Source organism: Bacillus sp. ABA4_010 (assembly GCF_056159105.1).
The window spans coordinates 2,176,286-2,200,590 of the sequence record NZ_JBSWUN010000003.1 but is presented as its reverse complement, the minus strand read 5'-3'; the positions used below and the strand labels follow the sequence as shown (position 1 = coordinate 2,200,590).

Genomic DNA, 24,305 nt, shown 5'->3' with positions numbered 1-24,305 from the left:
AAAGCTGCGAAATGTTGTTGCAGTCTTAAGGAACAGGGAGGATATGGAACATGATTGAAATTAAAGTACCTGAATTAGCGGAATCCATTTCGGAAGGAACGGTTTTACAATGGCTGATTAAAGTAGGAGACCAAGTCAACAAAGGGGAAAGTATCGTAGAGCTTGAGACAGACAAAGTAAACATAGAAGTATCGGCTGAAAACTCAGGCGTTGTCACAAAACTTTTAAGAGAACCTGGCGATACGGTAGAGGTTGGCGATGTAATTGCCGTTTTAGATGTTAATGTAGAAGCGGGGACAGTCTCTGCTCAGGAACAAGTAACCGTTCCTGAGCAAAAGCTTGAGGCAGTACCGGTTGCAGTTAGCCAAGCGAGTGCTCAGTCGGTGAGTCAAGAGGTTGAAAAATCTAAGCGTCCAGTTGCTTCTCCAGCCGCTCGAAAATTGGCGAGAGAGTTGAAAATTGACTTAAATTCAGTCCAAAGCAATGATCCGCTTGGCCGAATTCGCCCGCTTGATGTAAAAGCGCATGCTGAGGGGCCGCCGGCAAAGCAAGAGGTTCAGCAGCCAAAAGCACCTCAGGCAACAGCACCAAAACAGTCGGAAGTAAATCATGCGAAACCAGAAGAACGCATTAAAATGTCACGTCGCCGTCAAACGATTGCGAAGCGTCTTGTGGAAGTCCAGCATACAGCGGCAATGTTAACAACATTCAATGAAGTGGACATGACAGCGGTCATGAATTTGAGAAAGAAACGAAAAGATGCTTTCTATGAAAAGCATGATGTACGCCTCGGATTCATGTCTTTCTTTACAAAAGCTGTTGTCGCGGCATTAAAGCAATTCCCGTTATTGAATGCTGAAATTCAAGGGGATGAACTTATTGTTAAAAAGTATTATGATATCGGAATTGCGGTGGCTGCACCTGAAGGATTGGTTGTTCCGGTTGTCCGTGATGCGAACAAATTGAATTTTGCTGAAATTGAGCGTGAAATTTCCGAGCTAGGCAAAAAAGCGCGTGATAATAACCTGACATTAAAGGAGCTTCAAGGTGGTACGTTTACAATTACAAACGGCGGCGTGTTCGGTTCGTTAATGTCGACGCCAATCTTAAATGCGCCACAAGTCGGAATTTTAGGAATGCATAAGATTCAACTCCGTCCAGTCGCAATTGACGAGGAGCGCATGGAGAATCGTCCGATGATGTATATTGCGCTTTCATACGATCACCGAATCGTAGACGGAAAAGAGGCTGTGAGCTTCCTGGCTATGGTAAAAGATTTATTGGAAGACCCGGAATCCTTATTACTAGAAGGCTAATTCATTGATGTAAAAGACCTTTGCCATTCGTCGGCAAAGGTCTTTTACTATGGAATCTCATCTACCTTCGTTCATCATCAGTTATACAATTCGCATTAAAGTTCCTCAATTATTAAGATTTTATAAATTTATAAAAGTAGTTATTTACAAACAATTCCATTGTTGTTTAAAATAACTACATTAGCAAATAGAAAAAAGACTCGTTTCATTTCGTGAAAATCTCTTTCGTTAATAGAGATGATTGATTTATCACAAATGACAATAACTTGAGAAGTGCCGGCTTGCTTGAAGGATAAATGACTGCATGGGAGCGTCGTTTATTTTGATGAAAGGGTCAAAAAATGAGGTCATGGGGGAAAAGGGATATGTGGATTATTACCGTCTATTCAAAAGACACTATGAAAATGTTTGAGTTCGACACAGAATTAGAAGCAAGGGAAGCGCTGAAGAATATTCAAGGCTGTAAGATTCTTTCTCAAGTGGTTTATTTTAACGACCATCATATTATGGACATTGCCATCTAAAAAGGTTGACAAATTATTCCGTCTGTTTTAGAATTCAACTAACATATAAATAGCACTCACGTAAAGGGGAGTAGCGTCAGGTTCGTCCTGAAACAAAGTCGTCATTCCATGGATAAACATCCATCGGCTTTGTTGGCATAATACATAGTTATGCTCAGCAAGACCTTTGCCTATTAACGGCAAAGGTCTTTTTGTGTTTAAAAGGCCTTGCCGAAAGTTGGGAGGACAGGTAAGAAAGACGCATTTCGTACTCTAGCAGTCTCTTTAAAGAAATGTTATGTATGGGAGTCATTTAGTGGTGGAGAAAGAACGCTTTTAAGGAGGAATGGAAATGGAAATATTAAGCAGTGAGTTTTTATCTGCTCTGTTAGCAATTGTAATCATTGACTTAGTACTTGCCGGAGATAATGCAATTGTCATCGGGTTAGCTGCACGAAATTTACCGAAACATCAGCAAAAGAAAGTCATTATTTGGGGATCCGTCGGTGCGATTTTAATTCGGGTTGTGGCAACAATGGCAGTCGTCTGGCTTTTAAAAATCCCAGGTTTGCTTTTAGTAGGAGGCGTTCTATTAGTCTTTATCGCTTACAAGCTACTTGTAGAAGAAAAAGGTCATGATGTAAAGGCGGGAAATAGCTTTTGGGCTGCTATTAAAACAATCATCATCGCAGATGCTTTAATGGGGCTAGACAATGTACTTGCGGTAGCAGGAGCTGCCCATGGAAGCTTTTTACTTGTTGTGTTAGGGCTTATCATTTCTATACCTGTCGTTATGTGGGGAAGTACATTAATTTTAAAATGGGTGGAGCGCTACCCTGCTATTATTACAATTGGTGCGGCAGTGCTGGCATGGACCGCTTCTAAAATGATCGTCGGCGAGCCATTTTTAAAGGACTATTTTTCAAATGATATTCTTAAATATACTTTTGAAGTGTTAGTGGTTGCTGGTGTTGTGGCAGCTGGAAAGTGGAAACAAGGGAAAGTAGCTGAGCAAGAAGCGCACGCAGAAGATACATTGCCGAAAGTTCAATCGCAATAATGAGGGACTCTATCTGTAGATAAAAAGTAAAAAAGGCAATTTTATGAACGTTCTTTTTACATGCTTTACAGATAGCGGTAACATAGATTAGAATGGCTGAAGTAAAGGTAATGCTTTTGGGAAAATAAGTGAAATTGCTTGTCAGTTTAATGAAATTGGCGGCGAAAAACGGAAAATAAAATGGAGGCAATATTGTATGTGGGTAATCACGCTATATTCAAAAGGAAACACGACGATGTTTGAGTATGACACAGAAGCAGGAGCGAAAGAGGCATTTCAAAAAATGGAAGGTTGTAAGATTCTTTCACAAGTTGTTTACTATAATGACGAGTGTTTCTCTGATTTCGCATATTAATATTGTTTGTAATATATCATCGATTTAGAAAAAATGACATGACCAAAGAGCGGTCATGTCATTTTTTCTAGACCTAAGCAGGACGATTCAAGTAGTTGAAACTAACTGTTTGAGAGTGTCTTTTGATGAGATGAAGTGGAGTGCGTTCATAAAAAAGAAGGTAGAGTGGGGATATTTTCCACTCTACCTTCTTTTTCTATATATATCGATTTAGAAAGTTCGATTTGATCAAAAAACTGCCTTTTTAGTGTTGAATGCTTAATCGAGAGATATTCACGAATCTTTATTTCGCTACTTTAGTACCTTGTTAACTTTGTAAAATATGGTAAAAAGATGTTGACCGAATGTCATATAGGAGCTTACAATGATATTAAGTTATTAGTGAATTTAGAAAATTCTAAAGAGGTAGCAACATGACGAAATTGTTTGATAGAAGGATTGGGCGTTATGCCATTATGTACGCGTTTGCGGAAGAGGGGGAAGAGGCGTTAGTCACCAATGAACTGACACGAATGAGTTGGCGCTACGGCAAAGGGAAAGTCGGTTCAATGGAGCTGCAGAAAATTGTGGCAGCAATTGAGACGTCAGCGAAGAGACTTGGACTCGTTAATCCGGACATTTATCGTGAAATGCATGCATTGTATCATGCGATTATTGAGGCGATGCATGGGGTGACACGTGGTCAAGTTGAGCTTGGCGGGATGTTGAGAACGGCAGGACTTCGTTTTGCGATTGTGCGCGGGAAACCGTTTGAAAACGAAGAAGAAGGTGAGTGGATTGCCGTCGCTGTATATGGGACAATTGGAGCGCCTGTTCGCGGGTTTGAGCATGAAGCAGTGGGATTAGGAATTAATCACATTTAAATAATATAAGCCTATAGTTTACGAGTGTAATAGGGGGCTGTATTGACGACGGGATACGTTTGTCAATATGGCTCCCTTTTTATATTGTCCAATGAAAAAAGATGGGATGAGGGGTGTTGAAAATGGTTGTTTTAACAGGGCAGTCTTTAACGATTGAAGAAGCGAAAAGAATAGTATATGACCATACATTCGTAACAGCTTCAGTGGATAGTATGAAAAAAGTAGAAAAGAGTCGGGAAGCGGTTGAAAACATTGTTAAGCAAAAGAAAGTGGTGTACGGGATTACAACGGGTTTTGGGAAATTCAGTGATGTTCTCATTGATTCAGATGATGTGGAGCAGTTGCAGTGGAATTTAATTCATTCACATGCTTGCGGAGTTGGTGAACCGTTTCCAGAAGGAGTATCAAGAGCGATGCTGCTTCTTCGGGCGAACGCGTTGTTAAAAGGGTTTTCCGGTGTGCGGCCGGTAGTGATTGAACGTTTACTTGACCTATTAAACGCAGGAGTCCATCCAATTATTCCGCAGCAAGGTTCCCTTGGAGCGAGTGGAGATTTAGCCCCGCTTTCTCATTTGGCACTTGTGTTAATGGGTGAAGGGGAAGTGTTCTATAAAGGAAAGCGAATGGAAGCAATTACTGCTTTATCAAAAGAAGGTATCGTGCCAGTGACATTGAAGGCAAAGGAAGGGCTCGCACTCATTAATGGCACACAGGCGATGACAGCAATGGGACTTGTCAATTACATCGAAGCAGAACAGCTTGCGTATCAAACAGAGGCAATTGCTGCCTTGACTTTAGAAGGGCTTCGGGGTATTGAAGATGCTTTCGATCCGGATGTTCATCATGTGCGTGGATATCGCCAGCAATCAGAAGTCGCGGCACGTATCCGTCAAATGATTAACGGTAGCCGACTTATTACAAAGCAAGGGGAGCTGCGTGTGCAGGATGCCTATTCTCTCCGCTGCATTCCGCAAGTGCATGGCGCATCGTGGCAGGCGCTCGATTATGTAAAAGAAAAATTGGAAATTGAGATGAACGCAGCAACGGATAATCCGCTTATTTTCGATGACGGTAAAAAAGTTATTTCGGGAGGAAACTTCCACGGACAGCCTATCGCGTTGGCTATGGATTTTATGAAAATTGCGGTCGCTGAGCTTGCTAATATTTCAGAGCGCCGCATTGAGCGTCTCGTTAACCCCCAGCTGAATGACTTACCACCGTTTTTAAGCCCAGTGCCAGGACTGCAGTCAGGTGCCATGATTATGCAATATTGTGCTGCTTCACTTGTTTCTGAAAATAAAACGCTTGCTCACCCGGCGAGTGTCGATTCGATTCCATCTTCGGCGAACCAAGAAGACCACGTCAGCATGGGAACGATTGGCTCCCGCCATGCATATCAAATTATTCAAAACGTTCGCCGTGTGTTGGCAATCGAACTAATTTGTGCTCTTCAGGCAGTCGAATACAGAGGGAAGGATCAACTGGCGCCATTTACAAAAGCGTTGTTTGAAGAAGCGAGAAAAATTGTTCCAAGTATTACACAAGACCGTATTTTTTCAAAAGATATTGAGGCAGCGGCAGCGTGGCTTCACGAAATGAACTGGCATGTTTTCATTGTTGGAAACTTACCTGCAAACAAAATTTAAGGGAGGAAATCAAGATGAATCAAGAAGTTATGAGAGACGTCAAGGCCAAAAAGGGAATGGAGATAGAATGTAAAGGATGGGAGCAAGAAGCTGTACTGCGCATGCTTTATAACAATTTAGATCCGGAGGTGGCAGAAAAACCAGAAGATCTTGTCGTATATGGGGGGATTGGAAAAGCGGCGCGCAATTGGTCGGCGTTTGATGCTATTGTTCGAGCATTGCGCGACCTCGAAAGTGATGAAACGCTACTTATTCAATCGGGGAAACCAGTCGGAGTGTTCAAAACACATAAGCACGCGCCGCGTGTCCTTTTATCAAATTCGGTTTTAGTTCCTAAATGGGCGAATTGGGAACATTTCCATGAACTTGATAAAAAAGGATTGATGATGTATGGCCAAATGACAGCAGGAAGTTGGATTTATATCGGCACTCAAGGCATTTTGCAAGGAACATATGAAACGTTTGCTGCGTTAGCGAAAAAGCATTTTGGTGGCTCTCTGAAAGGGACGATTACGTTAACAGCAGGATTAGGCGGCATGGGAGGTGCGCCAGCCGCTGGCGGTGACGATGAATGAAGGCGTTGTATTAGCAGTTGATGTGGATCCGTCCCGCATTCAAAAACGTTTAGATACGAACTATTGTGACCGGATGACAGATTCGTTGGATGAAGCGTTATTATGGGCGTTTGAAGCAAAAGAAAACGGAGAAGCTCTCTCAATTGGATTAGTTGGCAATGCAGCGGAAGTTCACCATCAATTATTAACAAGAGGTATTCATATTGATGTTGTGACAGATCAAACGTCGGCTCATGATCCGTTAAACGGCTATGTGCCTGCAGGATTGACACTTGAAGAGGCTTCCATTTTGCGCTTGGAGCAGCCAACTGAGTATGTTCGCCGTTCGACTGTGAGTATGGCTGAGCATGTCAAAGTGATGCTGGAGTTCCAAAAGCGCGGTTCAATTGTATTTGATTACGGCAACAATATTCGTCAAGTGGCATTCGATGAAGGGGTTGCGGATGCGTTTAACTTCCCTGGTTTTGTTCCTGCTTACATCCGTCCACTGTTTTGTGAAGGAAAAGGACCGTTTCGTTGGGCAGCGTTGTCAGGGGACCCGGAAGACATTTACCGTACTGATCAACTCGTAAAAGAACTGTTTCCGGATCACAAGCCGTTGTTGCGCTGGATTGAAATGGCCAAAGAGAAAGTGAGCTTTCAAGGTTTGCCATCTCGCATTTGTTGGCTTGGTTATGGTGAACGTGTCAAGATGGGATTGGCGATTAATGAGTTAGTGAAAAAAGGGGAGTTAAAAGCACCGATTGTTATCGGGCGCGATCATTTAGATTGCGGATCTGTCGCATCTCCAAATCGTGAAACAGAAGCGATGAAAGATGGAAGTGATGCAGTGGGGGATTGGGCATTGTTAAATGCGCTCGTTAACACAGCTGCTGGCGGTTCGTGGATTTCCTTCCACCATGGCGGTGGCGTTGGAATGGGTTATTCGCTTCATGCCGGCATGGTTGTAGTAGCAGATGGGACCGATTTGGCACGAGAACGATTAGAACGTGTACTGACAACAGACCCTGGTATGGGGGTCATTCGCCATGCGGATGCAGGATATGAAAAAGCCATCGAAACAGCAGAAAACATGGAGATTGTCATTCCGATGAAGAAGTATGGAAAGGAGTGATAGCATGAATATCGATACACTCATAACCAATATTGGCCAATTGCTGACGATGAATCATCCTCCTGGACCGGTAAAAGGGAAGAATATGTCACATCTTCCTCTTTTGCAAGATGGTGCAGTGGGTGTGAAAAATGGAAAAGTTGTGTTCATCGGTTCAAGTGATGAAGCGAAAAGAGTTAAAGCGAAGCACGTGATAGATGCGAAAGGGAGATTAGTGACACCTGGACTTGTAGATCCGCACACTCACCTCGTATTTGGCGGCTCCCGTGAACATGAAATGACGCTAAAACAGCAAGGTGTTCCGTATCTAGACATTTTACAGCAAGGTGGCGGGATTTTATCCACGGTTGCTGCTACGAGAAAAGCATCGGAAGAAGAGCTGTATGAAAAAGCCCGCTTTCATCTTGATCGTCTCCTCTCTTTTGGGATCACAACGGTGGAAGCAAAGAGCGGGTACGGACTGGAGGAAGAGGCGGAACTGAAGCAGCTTCGCGTCGCCAAACGCCTGCATGAAACGCATCCAGTCGATGTTGTCTCTACTTTTATGGGGGCACATGCTATTCCAGCTGACTATAAAGAAAACACCGATGCGTTCTTAAAGAACATGAAAGATCTACTAGGCAAGATACAGGAAGAAAATTTAGCAGAGTTCGTCGATATTTTTTGTGAAACAGGTGTCTTTTCCGTTGAACAGTCGAGAGCATTTTTACAGTTTGCCAAAGAAGAAGGATTTGCCGTCAAAATTCATGCTGATGAAATTGATCCGCTCGGTGGAACTGAATTAGCGGTGGAGCTTGGAGCAATCAGCGGTGACCATCTTGTCGGTGCATCAAACCGAGGGATTGAGGCGCTTGCGACCAGTGAAACAATTGCTGTCTTGCTGCCAGGTACTTCGTTTTATTTAAATAAAGAAAAGTATGCAAAAGCGAGAAGGATGATTGATGCGGGATGTGCAGTCGCGTTATCAACTGATTTTAATCCGGGAAGCTCTCCGACGGAAAATTTACAATTTATTATGAATTTAGCTGTTTTAAAGCTGAGCATGACGCCGGAAGAAGTGTGGAACGCTGTCACAGTCAATGCTGCTTCTGCCATCAATCGCGGGGATGAAGCGGGTAAAATTCAACTTCACCGACCAGCTGACTTTGTTATGTGGGATGCTCCTAATTATCAATATGTGCTTTACCATTATGGAGTCAATCATGTGCGCGCCGTCTTTAAACACGGTGTAAAGGTGTATGAAGGAGGTTCAACGTATGACAGACATGTTCCCTTATCTTAAAAAAGCGGGGGAAGCGGTTTTTACGGATCGTTATGTTCATAAGGCGTCGGAATTGTTAACACCTTTAAATGGCGAACTTGAACCTTCCGTCATCTTAGTCGGTGCACCACTGTCCAAGTCAAGCATTAGCCATTCCGGTGCGTTGTTTGCGCCAACTGTCATTCGAAAAATGCTTCAATCGTACAGCACATACTCCGTTGCGGCAAATGTCGATTTAAAAGAGATTAAACTAGCAGACTATGGCGATATCGTCATGCATCCTACCGATATTATTTCCTCCCAAGAGCGAATTGCTGAAACGGTAAACGAAATTCGAAAGCAACATAAGGAAAGTTTGCTTATTTTATTAGGTGGTGACCATTCGGTTAGTTATCCGTCTATTAAAGGATTTCAACGAGAAAGAAAGGAAGTGGGTGTCATCCAGTTTGATGCCCATCACGATTTGCGTAACTTGGAAGATGGAGGACCAACTAATGGGACTCCGTTTCGCCACTTAATCGACAGCGGGGTATTAAAGGGCGAACACCTCATTCAAATTGGCATTCGTGATTTTTCCAACAGCCAGCCCTATACTGAATATGCTAGAGAGCAAGGTGTGACAGCTTATACAATGCAAGACGTGTTGACTGATAAGATGACTATTTTAAAAGAGAGTGTCCAATATTTAAAGAAGCGAGTGGATTTTATTTACGTTTCCGTCGATATGGATGTACTCGATCAAGCTTATGCACCTGGTTGTCCAGCCATTGGACCTGGCGGGATGGATAGCCAAACATTGCTTCAGGCGATTGAATGGCTCGGAGAACATGAAGAGGTGAAAGCGCTGGATATCGTTGAAGTTGATCCAACTCTTGATGTTCGTGACATGACAAGCAGAATGGGTGCTCATGTGTTGCTTGCATTTTTAAAAGGGAAGAAAAAACACGGATGGATTTGAAGGATGTGTCGGAAAAGAGGGAAATCACCTCTTTTCCGCCGCATCCGCAAAATAGACCGTTACAAAAATCGAGAAATATTACGGGTTTTAATAAACGGTCCATTTTGCATAAAAAGATAAAGAATCATTTTCCTCCAAATTTTGAGACTTATTGAACAGCCCCTTCCTTTTGAGAATGAATTTAAGAAAGTGTGTGATGGGCAGCAATTCCAAGCTTTTTAATGCGATACTGTAAACTCTGCCGGCTTAATCCGAGCAGTTTCGCTGTCTTGGAGATGTTGTACTGATGCTGTTTGAGTGTATGTTCAACATAGTATTTTTCAAAGGCATCCATTTGTGCTTTCAAGTCGACCGTCACATTCGTATTTGCATGAATAAACGATTGAACATTGGAAGCTGGGGAAATGTTTTCTTTCGTTTGTGTTTTGTTCCGGTATTGGAATGGTAAATGTGCATACATAATAACATCTTCATCCATCATAATATTCATGGCTGCTTCAATAATATGTTCAAGCTCCCTGACATTCCCCGGCCAATCGTAGGTGAGAAAGGATTGTAGCACTTCTTCGCTCATTCCTTTAACGTCCATTTGAAACATCGCATTGTATTTTTCGATAAACCGCTGGGCGAGAGGCAAAATATCCTCTTTTCGTTCACGAAGTGGTGGGATAAACAACGTGACGACACCGAGGCGATAATACAAATCTTTTCGCATTCGACTATTGGCAATGGCATCGATTGGGTCTTCGTTCATATTCGCAATAACTCTTACATCAATCGGCGTATCTTTCGTGTCGCCAATTCTTCTAATGGTTTTCTCTTGTAGTGCGCGCAGAAGCTTTGCTTGCAAGTTTGGATTCAAGGAATTAATTTCATCAAGCAAAAGTGTGCCGCCTTCTGCTTGTTCAAATAACCCGGGCTGATCGACAGCTCCTGTGAAAGCCCCTCGTTTTGTACCGAATAAAAGACTTTCAATTAAGTTATCGGGAAGAGCCGCGCAGTTTTGGGAAATGAAAGGGGCAGACGAACGGCTGCTTCCGTTATGAATACTTTGAGCAAACAGCTCTTTCCCTGTTCCGGTTTCTCCGACAATCAATACATAGGAAGAGGTCCTTGTAGCACGTTTGGCGTTTTCAATGACTTCATATATGGCAGGGCTCGTGCCAATAATGCTGTCGAACGTAAACCTTGTGTTACCTTTTTGTTTCATATTTCCTTTAATGAGCCGTTCTAATTTTGTGACATCTTTGGCAATTTCGACAGCTCCTTGAATGTTTCCGCTTTCAATAATCGGGAATGTGTGATTAACGGTCGTAATTTCTTTACCTTTATTATTAAAATAAGTTTGTTTTACATTCACCGCTTCTTTTCCGTTTTGTAAAGCTTGTACGAGTGTGCTGTCTTGTTCTTCAGTAAACATGAATACGTCCATTAAGTTTTTGTTTAACACATCTTCAATGTCCATTGATTCAATTTCAGCCATTTTTTTATTGTAGATGATGGTGTTGCCTGTTTCATCTACTGCATGAATACCAATGTCAACCTCATTTACAATACGCTTATACACTTGATTAACATATTGTAAATGTTTCACTATAGTTGATTTTTCCATCTATCATTTTTCCTTTCTTCCATGTCATTTCTTTAGTTTTAGCATAGATGAATTTATAGTGCAAATAAATTTTGCATTTATGAGTGCAAATAAATTTTGCTATGCAAATAAATTTTGCGTAATTTCGTGCCGATTCATGAGTGGATTTTTCATAGATTGAAAACATGAATGAAAGAATAAGGAGAAACAAAATTTTTTGAGAGGTGAAAAAACCGCTTGAAATCAAGGGTGGAAACGCACACGCTTCTATTTGAGAGAGTGAAACCTGCTTTTTTATGAGCCTTGATCAAAAAGTTGGCACGCAACTTGCAAAATAATATAAGCAAAGAACATTATTCGTTTAGGAGGAACAAGATGATGACAGTACCTTACAAACACGAACCATTTACAAATTTTGCAGTAGAAGAAAACAAAAAGGCGTTTCAAGACGCTTTAGTTTATGTGCAAACACAATTAGGAAAAGATTATCCGCTTGTGATCGGCGGGGAATATATTGAAACAGAAAATAAGGTTGTATCGATCAACCCAGCCAATAAAGAAGAAGTGATTGGAAGTGTGTCGATGGCGGACCAAGAATTAGCGGAAAAAGCGATGCAAGCCGCTTTGACGACCTTTGAAACGTGGAAAAAATGGAAGCCGGAGCACCGTGCGAACATTTTATTCCGTGCCGCTGCGATCATGCGCCGCCGCAAACATGAATTTTCGGCGTATCTCGTTAAAGAAGCCGGGAAACCGTGGAAGGAAGCGGATGCTGATACAGCTGAAGCGATTGATTTCTTAGAATATTACGCACGTCAAATGCTGAAGTTAAAAGACGGCATTCCAGTTAACAGCCGTGAAGGTGAGTTTAACCAATTCCATTACATTCCGCTTGGTGTCGGCATTATCATTTCACCGTTTAACTTCCCATTAGCGATTATGGCAGGGACAACAGTGGCGGCGATTGTATCTGGAAATACGGTTTTATTAAAACCAGCAAACTCGACGCCAGTGATTGCGGCAAAATTTGTGGAGTTAATGGAAGAAGCAGGCCTTCCAGCGGGCGTATTAAACTTCGTGCCAGGGAGCGGGTCGCAAATTGGAGACTACTTAGTCGATCATCCAAAAACACGTTTCGTTTCCTTCACCGGTTCTCGTGAAGTTGGTTGCCGCATTTATGAGCGCGCCGCGAAAGTACAGCCAGGCCAAATTTGGTTAAAGCGTGTGATTGCAGAAATGGGTGGAAAAGATACAATGGTCATCGACAAAGATGCCGACTTAGATTTAGCAGCGTCTTCCATCGTCTACTCAGCGTTTGGTTTCTCAGGTCAAAAATGTTCGGCTGGTTCCCGTGCAGTTGTTCACCAAGATGTGTATGACGAAGTGTTAGAAAAAGCCGTTGCGTTAACGAAAACGTTGACATTTGGTAATCCAGAAGATGTGGACACATACATGGGGCCAGTGATTGACGAAAGATCCTACAGCAAAATTATGAATTACATTGAAATTGGGAAAGAAGAAGGCAGACTGATGACTGGCGGTGAAGGAGATGATTCGAAAGGATACTTCATTCAACCGACGATTTTTGCCGACCTTGACCAAAACGCTCGTTTAATGCAGGAAGAAATTTTCGGGCCTGTTGTCGCATTCTGCAAAGCACGTGACTTCGATCATATGATGGAAATTGCGAATAACACAGATTACGGTTTAACAGGGGCACTTGTCTCAAACAACCGTGAGCACATTGAACGTGCACGTGAAGAATTCCATGTTGGAAACTTGTACTTCAACCGCGGATGCACAGGCGCGATTGTCGGCTACCAACCGTTCGGCGGCTTCAACATGTCAGGTACGGACTCGAAAGCGGGCGGACCTGATTACTTGCTTCTTCACATGCAAGCAAAAACAACATCTGAAACGCTGTAAGCTAAAAAGCGGAGAGCGGAAGGATCCGCTCTCTGTACAAAATAAAAGACTTCAAGGGAGGAACAAACATGACAACGACTACAAAAACGACGAAAATCATTGATCAAACTCAACAATTTGGCGCTAATAACTACCACCCGCTGCCGATTGTTATTTCAGAAGCAGAAGGAGTATGGGTAAAAGATCCGGAAGGCAAAAAGTATATGGATATGTTAAGTGCATATTCAGCTGTAAACCAAGGACATCGCCATCCAAAAATTATTCAAGCATTAAAAGATCAGGCTGACCGCGTTACGTTAACATCCCGTGCCTTCCATAATGATCAACTAGGCCCGTGGTATGAGAAAATTTGTCAACTAACGAAAAAAGATATGGCACTTCCGATGAACACGGGAGCAGAAGCGGTTGAAACAGCAGTGAAAGCAGCGCGCCGCTGGGGCTATGAAGTAAAAGGAATTGCGGAGAACCAAGCAGAAATTATCGCTTGTGTCGGCAACTTCCACGGTCGTACGATGACAGCGGTTTCTTTATCATCAGAAGCAGAATATCAAAGAGGTTTTGGGCCGATGCTTCCTGGTATTAAGCTAATTCCGTACGGGGACATTGAGGCGTTAAAAGCAGCAATTACACCAAATACAGCCGCATTTTTAATTGAGCCGATTCAAGGTGAAGCAGGAATTGTTTTACCGCCGGAAGGATTTTTAAAGACTGCGTCTGAACTATGTAAAGAGCGAAATGTCTTATTCATTGCCGACGAGATTCAAGTAGGTCTTGCTCGTACAGGGAAAATGTTTGCGTGCGATTGGGAAGATGTAGAACCAGATATGCTTATTTTAGGAAAAGCGCTCGGTGGCGGTGTGTTCCCGATTTCTTGCGTTGTCGCGAACAAAGATATTTTAGGGGTATTTAACCCAGGTTCACACGGCTCGACATTTGGTGGAAATCCTCTTGCTTGTGCTGTATCAGTTGCAGCTCTTGAAGTTCTTGAAGAAGAAGAGTTAGCCCGACGCTCTCAAGAGTTAGGTCAATACTTTAAAGAAAAGTTGGCTGAAATCGAAAATCCAATGATTAAAGAAGTGCGTGGAAGAGGATTGTTCATCGGTGTTGAATTGACGGAAGCAGCAAGACCGTATTGTGAACAGCTAAAAGAAGAAGGCTTATTATGTAAAGAAACACATGATACAGTTATTCGCTTCGCACCGCCTCTTGTCATTTCAAAAGAAGATTTAGATTGGGCGATTGAGAAAATTAGCCGTGTTCTTTCGGTGTAAGTGAAACGAGCTTTTTCAATATTAATTGAACGGACTATTTTATCATAATTTATGAGGTGTTAATGATGCCTGCTGAAACGGTATTAGAAACGATGTCAAAAGAACAAAAGCAAGAAAAGGAATCTCTGAATTTATTTTATTCCACTCAAACAGTTATTCAAAATGCGTTAAATAAACTAGGGTACGCGGAAGAAGTATTCGATTTGCTGAAAGAGCCAATTCGTTTATTGACGGTTCGTATTCCGGTTCGGATGGATGATGGGACGGTTAAAGTGTTTACAGGGTATCGCTCCCAGCACAATGACGCAGTTGGACCGACAAAAGGCGGCGTGCGTTTTCATCCGGAAGTCAGTGAAGATGAAGTGAAGGCATTGTCTATTTGGATGAGCTTAAAGTGTGGTATTGCTAACTTGCCGTATGGAGGCGGGAAAGGTGGTATCATTTGCGATCCGCGTAAAATGTCATTTGGTGAACTTGAGCGCTTAAGTCGTGGGTATGTTCGGGCAATCAGCCAAATCGTTGGACCGACAAAAGATATTCCTGCGCCAGATGTATACACAAATTCGCAAATTATGGCATGGATGATGGATGAATATAGCCGTCTTCGTGAGTTTGATTCACCAGGCTTTATTACTGGCAAGCCGCTTGTGCTTGGAGGTTCTCATGGCCGTGAAACCGCAACGGCGCGTGGTGTGACCATTTGTATTGAAGAAGCAGTTAAGAAAAAAGGAATCGATCTCCAAGGTGCGCGTGTTGTCATTCAAGGGTTCGGAAATGCAGGAAGTTTCTTAGCGAAGTTCATGCATGATGCTGGTGCAAAAGTAATCGGAATTTCTGATGTATATGGTGGGTTGCATGACCCAAATGGTCTCGATATTGACTATTTATTGGATCGTCGTGACAGCTTTGGAACGGTGTCTCAGCTTTTTGATACTGTCATTACAAATGAGGAACTGTTGGAGCTGGATTGTGACATTTTAGTGCCTGCTGCTATTTCCAACCAAATTACAGCGGAAAATGCTGATCGCATCAAAGCGTCCATTGTCGTAGAAGCAGCCAATGGTCCAACGACTCTTGAAGCGACAAAGATTTTATCCGAAAAAGATGTCCTTCTCGTACCTGATATTTTAGCAAGTGCAGGCGGTGTAACTGTTTCGTATTTTGAGTGGGTTCAAAATAACCAAGGTTACTATTGGTCGGAAGAAGAAGTAGCTGAGAAATTGCAAAAAGTCATGATTGATTCGTTTGACAGCATTTATCAAACTTCTCAAAGCCACCAGGTAGATATGCGTTTAGCGGCATATATGGTTGGGATTCGAAAAGTAGCAGAGGCATCGCGTTTCAGGGGTTGGGTGTAAGGCATTAAGTACAATAGATATAGAAGAGGGCATCTGAAACGGGAAAATCATTTTTCAGACACTCTCAGCAAAATGGACCGTTATGACAACTCCGCAATAGCAGGAGTTGTCATAAACGGTCCATTTTACATACAAAGAAAGAAATGGAACTTATCTATACATTTCACTTTATGATTCGACATCGCTTTATTAATAGAAGGGCGTTCACAAACGTTTTTTTAAATATTTCGTGTTTCGGTTAACAATATAGTTTAGGTTTTGGGAGAGTGGTAGGGGAGGAATCTCCTACTAGTTTTGATTGGCAGCAAGAGTTAAAATCGTACGGGATGGTTTGTTCGTATGGAGGAGGCATAAGATTGGCACGAAGATTATTTGTATACGGTTCATCAATGAGGGCACGATCGCTATTATGTTGCTGCTTTAATTGGTAAATGATGAGCTCACCGATTTGTCTGCCGATGGCTAGCCCTTCCGTATTGTCGATAGGGAAGTGAACGCCTGCATACAGTCGGGAATCTGCACATTCTTGTGCTAGTTTTCGCAGTCGATGTTTTTCTCCAGGGAAAAAGTAGCTTAACATCACTTCTGCACAACCAGCTACTGCTGCATGCCCAGATGGGTAAGAGGGGTGACGTGGTGTGCAAACGATGGTCTCAAGGTTAGGGTCCAGTTGATTTGGGCGGGCTACAAGCCATTTGTACTTGTAGTACCATGTCATCACGAATGCATCGTTAATGGCTGTTTGTGTACAAGCTAAAATACGTCCTGCTCTTGCTGCGGATACTCCGTACGTGTCGATAAGTCGATCTATAATGGGTGTCCATTGCTTCGTAGCGACACCTGTTCCCCAATAGTGGGCGATATCAATTTGGGTGGGAGTTAAATACTTTAGTGTTTGATGAACAATTCGTAATTGTTTCTCCCAATCAATTTTTTTCGGGTGTTGGATGTTGAGGTAATGGCACTGTCCATCCTTCGTAATGAGTTGCCCGTTTCTTCCGAGACGAAAGAAAAACATGTTCCAGGAGTTTGCTAGAGGCTCTTCCGCGTTGTTGGGAGGAGCTTCTTCTCCTGCATAAGGGATTTTATCCCAATTAAGATAAGCTTCTTTCATTGTTAAACCTCCTTCCGGCTAGCGACCTTCTCTAGAAAAGAAGGCTCTTTATATAGTATGCCGACTTAGGGGGGATGACCTTGAAAAGGGCGCTTGCGGAAGAGAGGTTTCAATGACTTAACCTCCAAATCCGCCAGTCGTTCCACTGCCGATACCAGATTTGTAAGTGCTGGAACTGCTGGGATTACTCGATTGAACACGATTTTTCGAAGATTGATAGCTAGAGCTGTTCATTAAAGCATGCTGGTTTGCATAGTAATGGCCGCCGTGAAAATAATGGTTGGCATAAGAAGAGTTTGTGTCTTCGCAATAGTAAGCTTCTGTTTCTTCGTCCCATTCCCAATAAGAACAGTCCGAGTCTAAGGGAGGTTCGACTGGTAGTTCTTCGTTATATTCTTCTTCATCTTCTTGCTCTGTTTCTATGCTCCATTCTTCTGTACTTCCGTCATATTCTATTAGGGTTTCTTCTTCTGCTGGAAACACATCCTCTCCTGCAGGTGTGATGTCACTTTCTTGATAGGTAGTTGTAATAGAAGGTTCTTCTATCGAATAGTTCTCTTGCCCCCCTGTGTGAGTGCTGCATGCGGTTGTAGTAGATACGAGCAACGTTAATACTCCTGTCATCATTTTTTGCGTTCGGTTCATGTTTGTCTCCTCTTTATCTTTAGGTTGTTACTAAGTTATACGGATAAAAAAGGAAAATAGTTTCAAATAATTAGGTGATTTATATAAATCAATCTAGAAAATTTGAGGGGGAAATCAAGTTGCTTGAATCAACGATTGTGATGTTCTCGATTGAATAAAGATGTGTCGAATCATTACATTAAGTAATGACATTCAATGCCCTTAGAATAGTTGAAGTTTAATAAATGTATAGAAAAAAGGTGAGTGTATTTCGTCTTATAGAGTAATTCCCGAACATTGAAAACGGTTTCTTTATTAATATTATAAAAATACAGAAAATTTTATAAAAACATCGAGGAAAAGTATTGTCAAATGAAAAAACATTCAATATAATAAACTCATGTTATAAATTACGACATTGAATGTGAGGTTATCTAACATGGGACAAACGATGATTTCTGAAATGAAAAATGACGCGGCAGTTTTAGAGCAAATTAAAGAGACTATTCAAAACAAGTGTGTAGAATTAATTCATCTGCAATTTGTCGACATTGAAGGTATCTTAAAAAATATTACAGTAACAGTAGAACAGTTTGATGATGTAGTAGAAGGAAAGCAGATGTTTGATGGTTCTTCCATTAAAGGATTTTCTCCGATTAATAAATCCGATCTTTACTTATTGCCAGACTTATCCACTTTCGCAGTTCTTCCTTGGACGGTAGAAGAAGGCTATGCGGAAGCACGATTCCTTTGCTCTGTTACCAATCCTGATGGGACTTTATTTGAAGGGGACACTCGTAATGCGCTGAAAAAAACAGTTGAACGCGCAGCAGAGCACGGATATACAATTTCGGTTGGTCCAGAATTGGAATTCTTCTTATTCAAAGCTGACGAAAATGGAAATCCGACAATGGAGCTTGGTGACAGCGCAGGATACTTTGAGCCATCTCCAAAAGACCTTGGGGAGCGTGTTCGCTTAGAAATTTATCGTGCTTTAAAAGCAATGGGTTTTACAATTGAAGCTTCCCACCATGAAGTAGCGGAAGGTCAGCATGAGATCAACTTCAAATATGCAGATGCTTTAGGTGCAGCGGACCGTGCAACTACATATAAATGGGTAGTAAAAACGATTGCTGGTAAGTATGGCTTGCACGCAACATTCATGCCAAAACCGGTATTCGGCATTAACGGATCTGGAATGCATGTGAACATGTCCTTCTTCAAAGATGGAGAAAATGCGTTCTATAATCCGGAAGATGAACTGCAATTATCAGAAGAAGCATATCAGTTCATTGCTGGTTTAATTGAAAATGTGAAAGGTTTTGCAGCTGTAACGAATCCGCTTGTTAACTCGTACAAGCGTCTTGTGCCAGGCTATGAAGCACCATGTTACATCGCATGGTCAGCATCGAACCGTTCTGCATTAATCCGTATCCCAGCTAAAAAAGGAATGGCGACTCGTGTAGAACTTCGTTGTCCAGATCCATCTGCTAACCCTTATTTAACATTTGCGGTAATTGCAGCAGCTGGTCTTGAAGGAATTGAAAAAGGATTAAAAGCACCTGCTTCCATCAATGAAGATATTTTCCATATGTCTGAGGAGCGTCGTGAAGAATTAGGTATCGAGAACCTTCCAGGAAACCTTGATGCAGCTGTAGCTGAAATGAAAGATAGTGATTTAACTCGTACAACATTAGGTGAGCATATTTTTGGAGAATATGTAAACATGAAAAAAGCAGAGTGGGATAGCTACCGTACAGCGGTTCACACTTGGGAGTTAGTAAACTATCAAAGTAAATTTTAATCACTCAAAGCCTTGGTACCTCTGGTATCAGGGCTTTTTTAGGGACTAGCTAATGGCCAGTCCCTCTTTATTCTCTGTGCTCCAATAAATACGCATATAGATGTGTGCCTTTGTTTGTTAACGAAAATCCTTGCTTTTCTTTTTGAATGAGTTCCCACGTTTGGAGGGAATCGAAGATGGGAAGCACATGTTTCAATTTAAAGGAAGAAAATAAACGAAAGGCAGATAAGCGGTCAAATTGTTTATGTCTCATGCTGCTTGTTAAAGTACCCATTAAAATTTGGCTGTACATTTGCTGGTTTTCCTGTTTTCCTAATGTATCAACAAGTTCTAATATTAATTGAAGCTGTGAGGGTAGTAGGTGGATGTTTCCGATTACCGCTCGTATATGAAGCAAACTTTGTTTCGTTTGAAGAAGTCGTTCTTCCTCGTTTTCGAGCAGATGTTGGATCGTCTTTTCAAGGAACGGTTCTTTCATCCAGGAATTAGCATCGTGTATGTCGTTTAGAAGAGACACATCTGGCACGTGCCACTGTGCGAACCAAGAAATAGAAGGTGGGCCTTCTTGCTTGGACATTTCACTGTCCAAAATAGCTTGAATGAATGTTAAAGCAGGCGGTAGCAGATTTTGCTTTTCGTGCAGTGCGTATAGATTCACTTGTTTTCGAATGTCCCAAATTTTGTCGAGTCTCTCTTTATAGACAGATAGATTCGTTTTCCATTGTTGCAGCAATTTTAATTTTTCTAAGAGTGCTTCATTTTGCCGCATCATTTCGTGAAACTGTCTTTTCATTGTGGCAATTCGCTTACTGGTAAGTCTCACGTCAAATTCTTCTTTTAAAGTGACTTCATTATCGGCAACATCATACGTAAGGGAGATATGACAGCGGTCACAATGTGCATGAATCGTTTCAGAAGCAGAATGAAAGCTTAAATGAATCCCGTGAGGACAAGATGTAAGACCGTTGTGGAATACCTCATAGGTGAGGGAGCGGAACGGGCGCATAATGATTTCGACTCTTCCACGCCAAAAAGCGACTTGATCAGGATCTTCCATTAAAAATAAGAGCGGTGAACGCTTCACTTTTTCGGCCCCCTCAATGGCCTCTTTATGTTCATGGTACAGCGAGATGAGAGGGTGTTCAAAAAACTTTTTGTTTATCTGCTTTAGCCATTCATCCCGTGTTGAGTCATGAACGCGTGCACAAAACATATAGTCGTTTACAACTTTTTCAATATATGGAGTTAACGCTTCTTTTGACATCTTCGTAAAGGTTTCTGGATAAAATTGTTCCGAGTGTATGGGAATACCAGTATGCTCATTATAACCTTTCCATAAAAAGGTTTCTGGTTTCCAAAAAGAAGGATGAAGTTCATCTTTTTTTCCAATCGGAATAGGGAATCCGCTCGCTTTGTTTTCATATAAAAAAGTAGAGAGAAGGCGTTTCTCTTCTTCAGAAAGATTATTCATGACTGCTTCGATGCTATCGTTCATTCTTGTCAGTAGCCCCTTTATATGTTTAGTGCCGAGGGAGCGAACCGTTTTGTTTTTTCTTCCGAGTGGAATAAATGTTAAGGCTGGGTATGGTTCAAAGTTGATTAATAATTGTTCAGGTATTGCCATCTGTCTTTCTCCTTTCACCCGTATTCTACTTTGTTTGCATAAAAAGAAAAAGTTTGGATGTGCAGGTTGTTTGAATAGAGTATCAACAGGGAATGAAAGGGATATACATCTTTCATTAAAGGTTCAAATGACAGAATGAATGAGAAGATGAACGAAAAATGGTGGTAGAAAAGAAGAGGAGAGGATTTTAGTGAACTTGACAGAAATTCAAATGAAAGAGTTAAAACATAGATTAATAATGATGAAAAATGAGCTAACGGACCGTGAGAAAGTAACGGAAATGTCATCAATGAATGAGGAGACAGGTGAACTGAACGGAGGAATCGACAATCATTTGGCTGACTCTTCCAGTGAACTGTACGAACGGCAAAAGGAGCTAACGCTTGAAGCGGCAGATGAAGAGCGTTTAAATGAGATTCAAGAAGCGTTAGAGCGGATGGCCGAAGGAACGTATGGCATTTGTGTAGATACAGGGGAAGAGATTCCATTTGAACGTTTACAAGTATTGCCTTATGCAAAGCGTACTGCTCAAGCACAACAAGCATATGAGCAAGCTGTAAAGGACGGGATAACGAGTGAACGAGCGTATGCTCAACATATGCAAGAGTTGACAGATGATGAAACAGTACAAAGGCAAAATACTTTAACGATCTCTAGTTTAGAAAGAGAGCATGATGCGTTTTAAAGAAGGCAGTCATATGGAAGAAAAAATCCAGTCTCAAAAAGGAGGCTGGATTTTCTTCTGTAAAATGCTTCAATTATTTCGTAATAGTGTAATTTAAATCCCAGATAACGCCGAAACAATCTTTTACTTTTGCAAATTTTGCGCCCCAAAATGTATCTTGCAGCTCCATTAAAATGGAACCTTTTTCGCTTAATTTTGTATATAACGTTTGGATTTCTTCTTCGCTTTCTAATTCAAGAGCTAAGGAAATGTGGTTTCCGATTTCAACAGATTGTCCCAAAAAAGCATCTGATACCATAAGGAGTAAGGCATCTTTTTTCAATTGTCCGTGCATCACAAGGTTGTCTGCTTCTGGTGGAGTTGGAAAATCTGCTTCTCCAAACGTTTGAATTTGTAAAATTTCTCCTTCAAATAGTTCTTTGTAATAATTTAACGCTTCTCGTGCGTTTCCGTTAAAAGTTAAGTAAGGGGTTGCTTGATGTTTCATGATTAAACACTCCTCTATTTGGTTTAATGAATAAAAATTAATGTTTGTATTCAGACTCTGCTACGGTTTTAACACGTTGAACAAAATCTACGACGACTTGATTGGTAGCATGTTTCAAAAGGTGCTGCCTGTTCGTTGAGCGCTTCATTCGTAGCAGTATATGTAAACAATGTGCGGTGCTCATCGAGTTTGGTTAATTCGTATGTGGCGGTAATGTTAAATAAACTAGCAAGAACAAATCCGATCTTTAATGTTTTCCGGTCATCTGTGTTCGTGTAGTCTAACGTTTCTACATCATATTCTTGAACCTCGTCACCTTCTTTATATGTTTGGCGATGGACGCTTCCTACCACTGTTTCCGTTTCTTTCACTATCGTATTTTCCACGACTTGTGGCATGATTTTTTGCATCTCTGTTAATGACCCGTTAAAGTACGTAAAAAGATGATCAATTGAAGTGTTAATTTCGATTTCTTCTGTCCATTTCTTCATACAATCCCTCCTTTATATATAAATTATTATGACTCTATTATCATACAAACAAACGTTCTGTTTTGTCAAGCTGGCTATTATATATTTCACGACTTGTTGAATGTTTGGAAAAAGTATAAAAAATAGGAAGAGGTTAACACTACAAAATAAAATCGTCTAGTAACGAGGGTGTGAAATGAGGTTTTTTCGTCAAATTAAAAAATGGGTTGTTAAACAGGATGAGCCAGCTTCATTGCCTAGTGATGGAATGTGTACAAAAAATGAAGAATCAAACCAATCGTTAGATTTTCAGCATATTACAGAACAATTTAGTGATTGCTCGGATCTTTTTCATAAAAAATTTCCTCATCTCGAGGCAGAACTTTTATTTTTCAATGATCTGGTAGATTATCAAACCGTACAGCAGGAAGTGTTGAACTGGCTACAAACTCTTACCAAAGAGGAATTGATAGACCGAATTTCTCACTTAAATGTGGAAGAGGTATGTACGAATAAAGAAGCTATTAGTGCGGTTTTAGATGGAGAAGCGCTTCTCTCTTTTGATGAGAAGATTTATTTTGCTCCTGTTTCAGGAGGGGAAGCCCGCTCTGTTCAAGAATCGGAGACAGAATCCATTATTTTAGGACCACATGAGGCGTTCGTTGAATCTTCTAAAGTAAATGTCGCGTTAATTAGAAGGAAAATTCGTAGCGCTCACTTGAAAACGATGGTTGTACGTGTTGGCGAAATATCGAAAACGTCGGTTACGTTAATGTATTTAGAAGGTGTCGTGAATAAGGAATTGCTGAATGAGATTCAACAGCGCATTGAAGGAATCGAGATTCACGGTATTTTAGATACAAATATGCTCGTTCAAATGATTGAGGAGCACCCGTATTCTCCTTTTCCTCAATTTTTTACGACCGAACGACCTGATGTTGTGGCATCTAAATTGCTAGGGGGAAAGGTCATTGGAGTAGTGGACGAAAGTCCGTATGTGTTATGTGCGCCAAGTAGTTTTTTTGACTTTTTGCAATCAGCCGATGATTACAATCAAAGGTGGATTACAGGTTCATTCATTCGGTTGTTAAGATATTTTTCTTTGTTTATTACTGTTACATTTACAGCCTTTTACGTTTCAATTACGACCTACCACTATGAAATGATTCCGCAGCCATTACTCCCAAGTTTAGTGGAGTCACGGAATAGAGTACCTTTTCCACCGCTTATTGAAGCCTTGTTTTTAGAGTTTGTTATTGAACTTCTCCGTGAAGCAGGAGCGAGACTTCCGACTAAAATCGGTCAAACCATTGGCATTGTTGGAGGAATTGTAATTGGGCAGGCTGCGGTCGAAGCGGGGATCACAAGTAATATTTTAATTATTGCCGTCGCCGTTTCCGCAATTGCCTCCTTTGTTATTCCGAGTTACTCGATGAGTGCACCCATTCGGATTGTGAGGTTTTCTTTTATGTTGCTGGCAGGATTTTGGGGGAACATTGGTCTTGTCTTTGGTCTTGGTGTGCTCATCGTTCATTTGACCGGTTTGACGGTATTAAAAACACCTTATTTTATTCCGCTTTCTCCTGCTTATTTGAGAGATTGGGTCGATGTTGTGATTCGGGCTCCCTATAAATTTATAAAAGAAAGACCGACACAAGCAAAATCTTCAAATACGGATGTCAATAAAATGAAGAATTAGG

At 41.4% G+C, this 24,305-nt stretch carries 20 protein-coding genes, 1 pseudogene and 1 riboswitch; of the genes and pseudogenes, 15 read left to right on the top strand and 6 right to left on the bottom strand.

Features of this window, described 5'->3' with window-relative positions; genetic code table 11:
* The first annotated feature begins 50 nt into the window (after positions 1–50).
* The 9 genes and pseudogenes from odhB to hutG all read left to right on the top strand — a co-directional run bounded on the left by odhB (position 51) and on the right by hutG (position 9,651).
* Entirely contained in the window at positions 51–1,316 is a 1,266-nt protein-coding gene (odhB, locus tag ACXAEO_RS12265; RefSeq protein ID WP_474881299.1) for a 2-oxoglutarate dehydrogenase complex dihydrolipoyllysine-residue succinyltransferase, read from the top strand.
* 365 nt (positions 1,317–1,681) lie between these two features.
* Positions 1,682–1,840: a hypothetical protein gene (locus ACXAEO_RS12260; protein WP_474881297.1), complete on the top strand. Its 159-nt coding sequence runs from the start codon at positions 1,682–1,684 to the stop codon at positions 1,838–1,840.
* A 53-nt stretch (positions 1,841–1,893) separates the two neighbouring features.
* Positions 1,894–1,996: riboswitch (yybP-ykoY riboswitch) on the top strand.
* Between the two features lie 175 nt (positions 1,997–2,171).
* Complete coding sequence (locus ACXAEO_RS12255) at positions 2,172–2,879, top strand: TerC family protein (RefSeq protein ID WP_474881294.1); 708 nt, start codon at positions 2,172–2,174, stop codon at positions 2,877–2,879.
* A gap of 196 nt (positions 2,880–3,075) precedes the next feature.
* Positions 3,076–3,234: a hypothetical protein gene (locus tag ACXAEO_RS12250; RefSeq protein WP_162831911.1), complete on the top strand. Its 159-nt coding sequence runs from the start codon at positions 3,076–3,078 to the stop codon at positions 3,232–3,234.
* Between the two features lie 413 nt (positions 3,235–3,647).
* Positions 3,648–4,097 carry a hut operon transcriptional regulator HutP gene (hutP, locus tag ACXAEO_RS12245; protein WP_474881292.1) on the top strand — a complete coding sequence of 150 codons (450 nt, stop codon included), beginning with the start codon at positions 3,648–3,650 and terminating at the stop codon, positions 4,095–4,097.
* Between the two features lie 122 nt (positions 4,098–4,219).
* Entirely contained in the window at positions 4,220–5,743 is a 1,524-nt protein-coding gene (hutH, locus tag ACXAEO_RS12240; protein ID WP_474881289.1) for a histidine ammonia-lyase, read from the top strand.
* Positions 5,744–5,757: 14 nt separating this feature from the next.
* Positions 5,758–7,432 (top strand): annotated as a pseudogene (hutU, locus tag ACXAEO_RS12235) (urocanate hydratase).
* 4 nt (positions 7,433–7,436) lie between these two features.
* Entirely contained in the window at positions 7,437–8,714 is a 1,278-nt protein-coding gene (hutI, locus tag ACXAEO_RS12230; RefSeq protein ID WP_474881287.1) for an imidazolonepropionase, read from the top strand.
* Positions 8,698–9,651 carry a formimidoylglutamase gene (gene hutG, locus ACXAEO_RS12225; RefSeq protein ID WP_474884129.1) on the top strand — a complete coding sequence of 318 codons (954 nt, stop codon included), beginning with the start codon at positions 8,698–8,700 and terminating at the stop codon, positions 9,649–9,651. Before hutI ends, hutG begins: the two co-directional genes overlap by 17 nt.
* Positions 9,652–9,832: 181 nt before the next feature.
* Here the strand turns inward: hutG and ACXAEO_RS12220 are convergent, their stop codons facing one another.
* Positions 9,833–11,263: a sigma-54 interaction domain-containing protein gene (locus tag ACXAEO_RS12220; RefSeq protein ID WP_474881285.1), complete on the bottom strand. Its 1,431-nt coding sequence runs from the start codon at positions 11,261–11,263 to the stop codon at positions 9,833–9,835.
* A gap of 357 nt (positions 11,264–11,620) precedes the next feature.
* On the opposite strand from ACXAEO_RS12220, the gene pruA reads away from it, so the two are divergent.
* From pruA to ACXAEO_RS12205, 3 genes are all read left to right on the top strand, one after another.
* Positions 11,621–13,168: an L-glutamate gamma-semialdehyde dehydrogenase gene (pruA, locus tag ACXAEO_RS12215; protein WP_474884126.1), complete on the top strand. Its 1,548-nt coding sequence runs from the start codon at positions 11,621–11,623 to the stop codon at positions 13,166–13,168.
* A 68-nt stretch (positions 13,169–13,236) separates the two neighbouring features.
* Positions 13,237–14,439, top strand: coding sequence for an ornithine--oxo-acid transaminase (locus ACXAEO_RS12210; protein ID WP_474881282.1), 1,203 nt, complete (start codon positions 13,237–13,239; stop codon positions 14,437–14,439).
* Positions 14,440–14,531: 92 nt separating this feature from the next.
* Positions 14,532–15,797 (top strand): Glu/Leu/Phe/Val family dehydrogenase, encoded by a 1,266-nt coding sequence (locus ACXAEO_RS12205; RefSeq protein ID WP_474884124.1) that lies wholly within the window; start codon positions 14,532–14,534, stop codon positions 15,795–15,797.
* 238 nt (positions 15,798–16,035) lie between these two features.
* On the opposite strand, the gene ACXAEO_RS12200 is transcribed toward ACXAEO_RS12205, so the two are convergent.
* Positions 16,036–16,911, bottom strand: a complete 876-nt coding sequence (locus tag ACXAEO_RS12200) for a vanadium-dependent haloperoxidase (protein WP_474881280.1) — start codon at positions 16,909–16,911, stop codon at positions 16,036–16,038.
* Between the two features lie 117 nt (positions 16,912–17,028).
* A complete protein-coding gene (locus ACXAEO_RS12195; protein ID WP_474881278.1) occupies positions 17,029–17,556 on the bottom strand; it encodes a hypothetical protein in 528 nt (175 codons plus the stop codon).
* Positions 17,557–17,974: 418 nt separating this feature from the next.
* On the opposite strand from ACXAEO_RS12195, the gene glnA reads away from it, so the two are divergent.
* Positions 17,975–19,339 (top strand): type I glutamate--ammonia ligase, encoded by a 1,365-nt coding sequence (gene glnA, locus ACXAEO_RS12190; RefSeq protein ID WP_474881275.1) that lies wholly within the window; start codon positions 17,975–17,977, stop codon positions 19,337–19,339.
* Positions 19,340–19,406: 67 nt separating this feature from the next.
* Here glnA and ACXAEO_RS12185 read toward each other — a convergent pair whose 3' ends face one another.
* On the bottom strand, positions 19,407–20,963 hold the full coding sequence (locus ACXAEO_RS12185) for an RQC-minor-2 family DNA-binding protein (protein ID WP_474881272.1): 1,557 nt from the start codon (positions 20,961–20,963) through the stop codon (positions 19,407–19,409).
* A gap of 190 nt (positions 20,964–21,153) precedes the next feature.
* Here ACXAEO_RS12185 and ACXAEO_RS12180 point away from each other — a divergent pair, with 190 nt between their 5' ends.
* On the top strand, positions 21,154–21,648 hold the full coding sequence (locus tag ACXAEO_RS12180; RefSeq protein ID WP_474881268.1) for a TraR/DksA C4-type zinc finger protein: 495 nt from the start codon (positions 21,154–21,156) through the stop codon (positions 21,646–21,648).
* A 73-nt stretch (positions 21,649–21,721) separates the two neighbouring features.
* Here the strand turns inward: ACXAEO_RS12180 and ACXAEO_RS12175 are convergent, their stop codons facing one another.
* Both ACXAEO_RS12175 and ACXAEO_RS12170 read right to left on the bottom strand, forming a co-directional pair.
* The gene (locus tag ACXAEO_RS12175; RefSeq protein ID WP_474881266.1) at positions 21,722–22,135 is read right to left on the bottom strand and encodes a VOC family protein; all 414 of its coding nucleotides are present in this window, start codon (positions 22,133–22,135) and stop codon (positions 21,722–21,724) included.
* Between the two features lie 68 nt (positions 22,136–22,203).
* Positions 22,204–22,626, bottom strand: coding sequence for an SRPBCC family protein (locus tag ACXAEO_RS12170; RefSeq protein ID WP_474881263.1), 423 nt, complete (start codon positions 22,624–22,626; stop codon positions 22,204–22,206).
* 175 nt (positions 22,627–22,801) lie between these two features.
* Between ACXAEO_RS12170 and ACXAEO_RS12165 the strand changes: the two genes are divergently transcribed.
* On the top strand, positions 22,802–24,304 hold the full coding sequence (locus tag ACXAEO_RS12165) for a spore germination protein (RefSeq protein WP_474881260.1): 1,503 nt from the start codon (positions 22,802–22,804) through the stop codon (positions 24,302–24,304).
* Position 24,305: the final 1 nt, after the last annotated feature.

Bases quoted from the DNA above. Each gene is read 5' to 3' on its own strand.
- ACXAEO_RS12210 (WP_474881282.1), top strand. From the start codon at position 13,237: ATGACAACGACTACAAAAACGACGAAAATCATTGATCAAACTCAACAA.
- ACXAEO_RS12220 (WP_474881285.1), bottom strand. From the start codon at position 11,263: ATGGAAAAATCAACTATAGTGAAACATTTACAATATGTTAATCAAGTG.
- ACXAEO_RS12175 (WP_474881266.1), bottom strand. From the start codon at position 22,135: ATGAAACATCAAGCAACCCCTTACTTAACTTTTAACGGAAACGCACGA.
- ACXAEO_RS12255 (WP_474881294.1), top strand. From the start codon at position 2,172: ATGGAAATATTAAGCAGTGAGTTTTTATCTGCTCTGTTAGCAATTGTA.
- glnA (WP_474881275.1), top strand. From the start codon at position 17,975: ATGGGACAAACGATGATTTCTGAAATGAAAAATGACGCGGCAGTTTTA.
- pruA (WP_474884126.1), top strand. From the start codon at position 11,621: ATGACAGTACCTTACAAACACGAACCATTTACAAATTTTGCAGTAGAA.
- hutI (WP_474881287.1), top strand. From the start codon at position 7,437: ATGAATATCGATACACTCATAACCAATATTGGCCAATTGCTGACGATG.
- hutG (WP_474884129.1), top strand. From the start codon at position 8,698: ATGTTCCCTTATCTTAAAAAAGCGGGGGAAGCGGTTTTTACGGATCGT.
- ACXAEO_RS12260 (WP_474881297.1), top strand. From the start codon at position 1,682: ATGTGGATTATTACCGTCTATTCAAAAGACACTATGAAAATGTTTGAG.
- ACXAEO_RS12170 (WP_474881263.1), bottom strand. From the start codon at position 22,626: ATGAAGAAATGGACAGAAGAAATCGAAATTAACACTTCAATTGATCAT.
- odhB (WP_474881299.1), top strand. From the start codon at position 51: ATGATTGAAATTAAAGTACCTGAATTAGCGGAATCCATTTCGGAAGGA.
- ACXAEO_RS12250 (WP_162831911.1), top strand. From the start codon at position 3,076: ATGTGGGTAATCACGCTATATTCAAAAGGAAACACGACGATGTTTGAG.
- ACXAEO_RS12165 (WP_474881260.1), top strand. From the start codon at position 22,802: ATGAGGTTTTTTCGTCAAATTAAAAAATGGGTTGTTAAACAGGATGAG.
- ACXAEO_RS12205 (WP_474884124.1), top strand. From the start codon at position 14,532: ATGTCAAAAGAACAAAAGCAAGAAAAGGAATCTCTGAATTTATTTTAT.
- ACXAEO_RS12195 (WP_474881278.1), bottom strand. From the start codon at position 17,556: ATGAACCGAACGCAAAAAATGATGACAGGAGTATTAACGTTGCTCGTA.
- hutP (WP_474881292.1), top strand. From the start codon at position 3,648: ATGACGAAATTGTTTGATAGAAGGATTGGGCGTTATGCCATTATGTAC.
- hutH (WP_474881289.1), top strand. From the start codon at position 4,220: ATGGTTGTTTTAACAGGGCAGTCTTTAACGATTGAAGAAGCGAAAAGA.
- ACXAEO_RS12185 (WP_474881272.1), bottom strand. From the start codon at position 20,963: ATGGCAATACCTGAACAATTATTAATCAACTTTGAACCATACCCAGCC.
- ACXAEO_RS12200 (WP_474881280.1), bottom strand. From the start codon at position 16,911: ATGAAAGAAGCTTATCTTAATTGGGATAAAATCCCTTATGCAGGAGAA.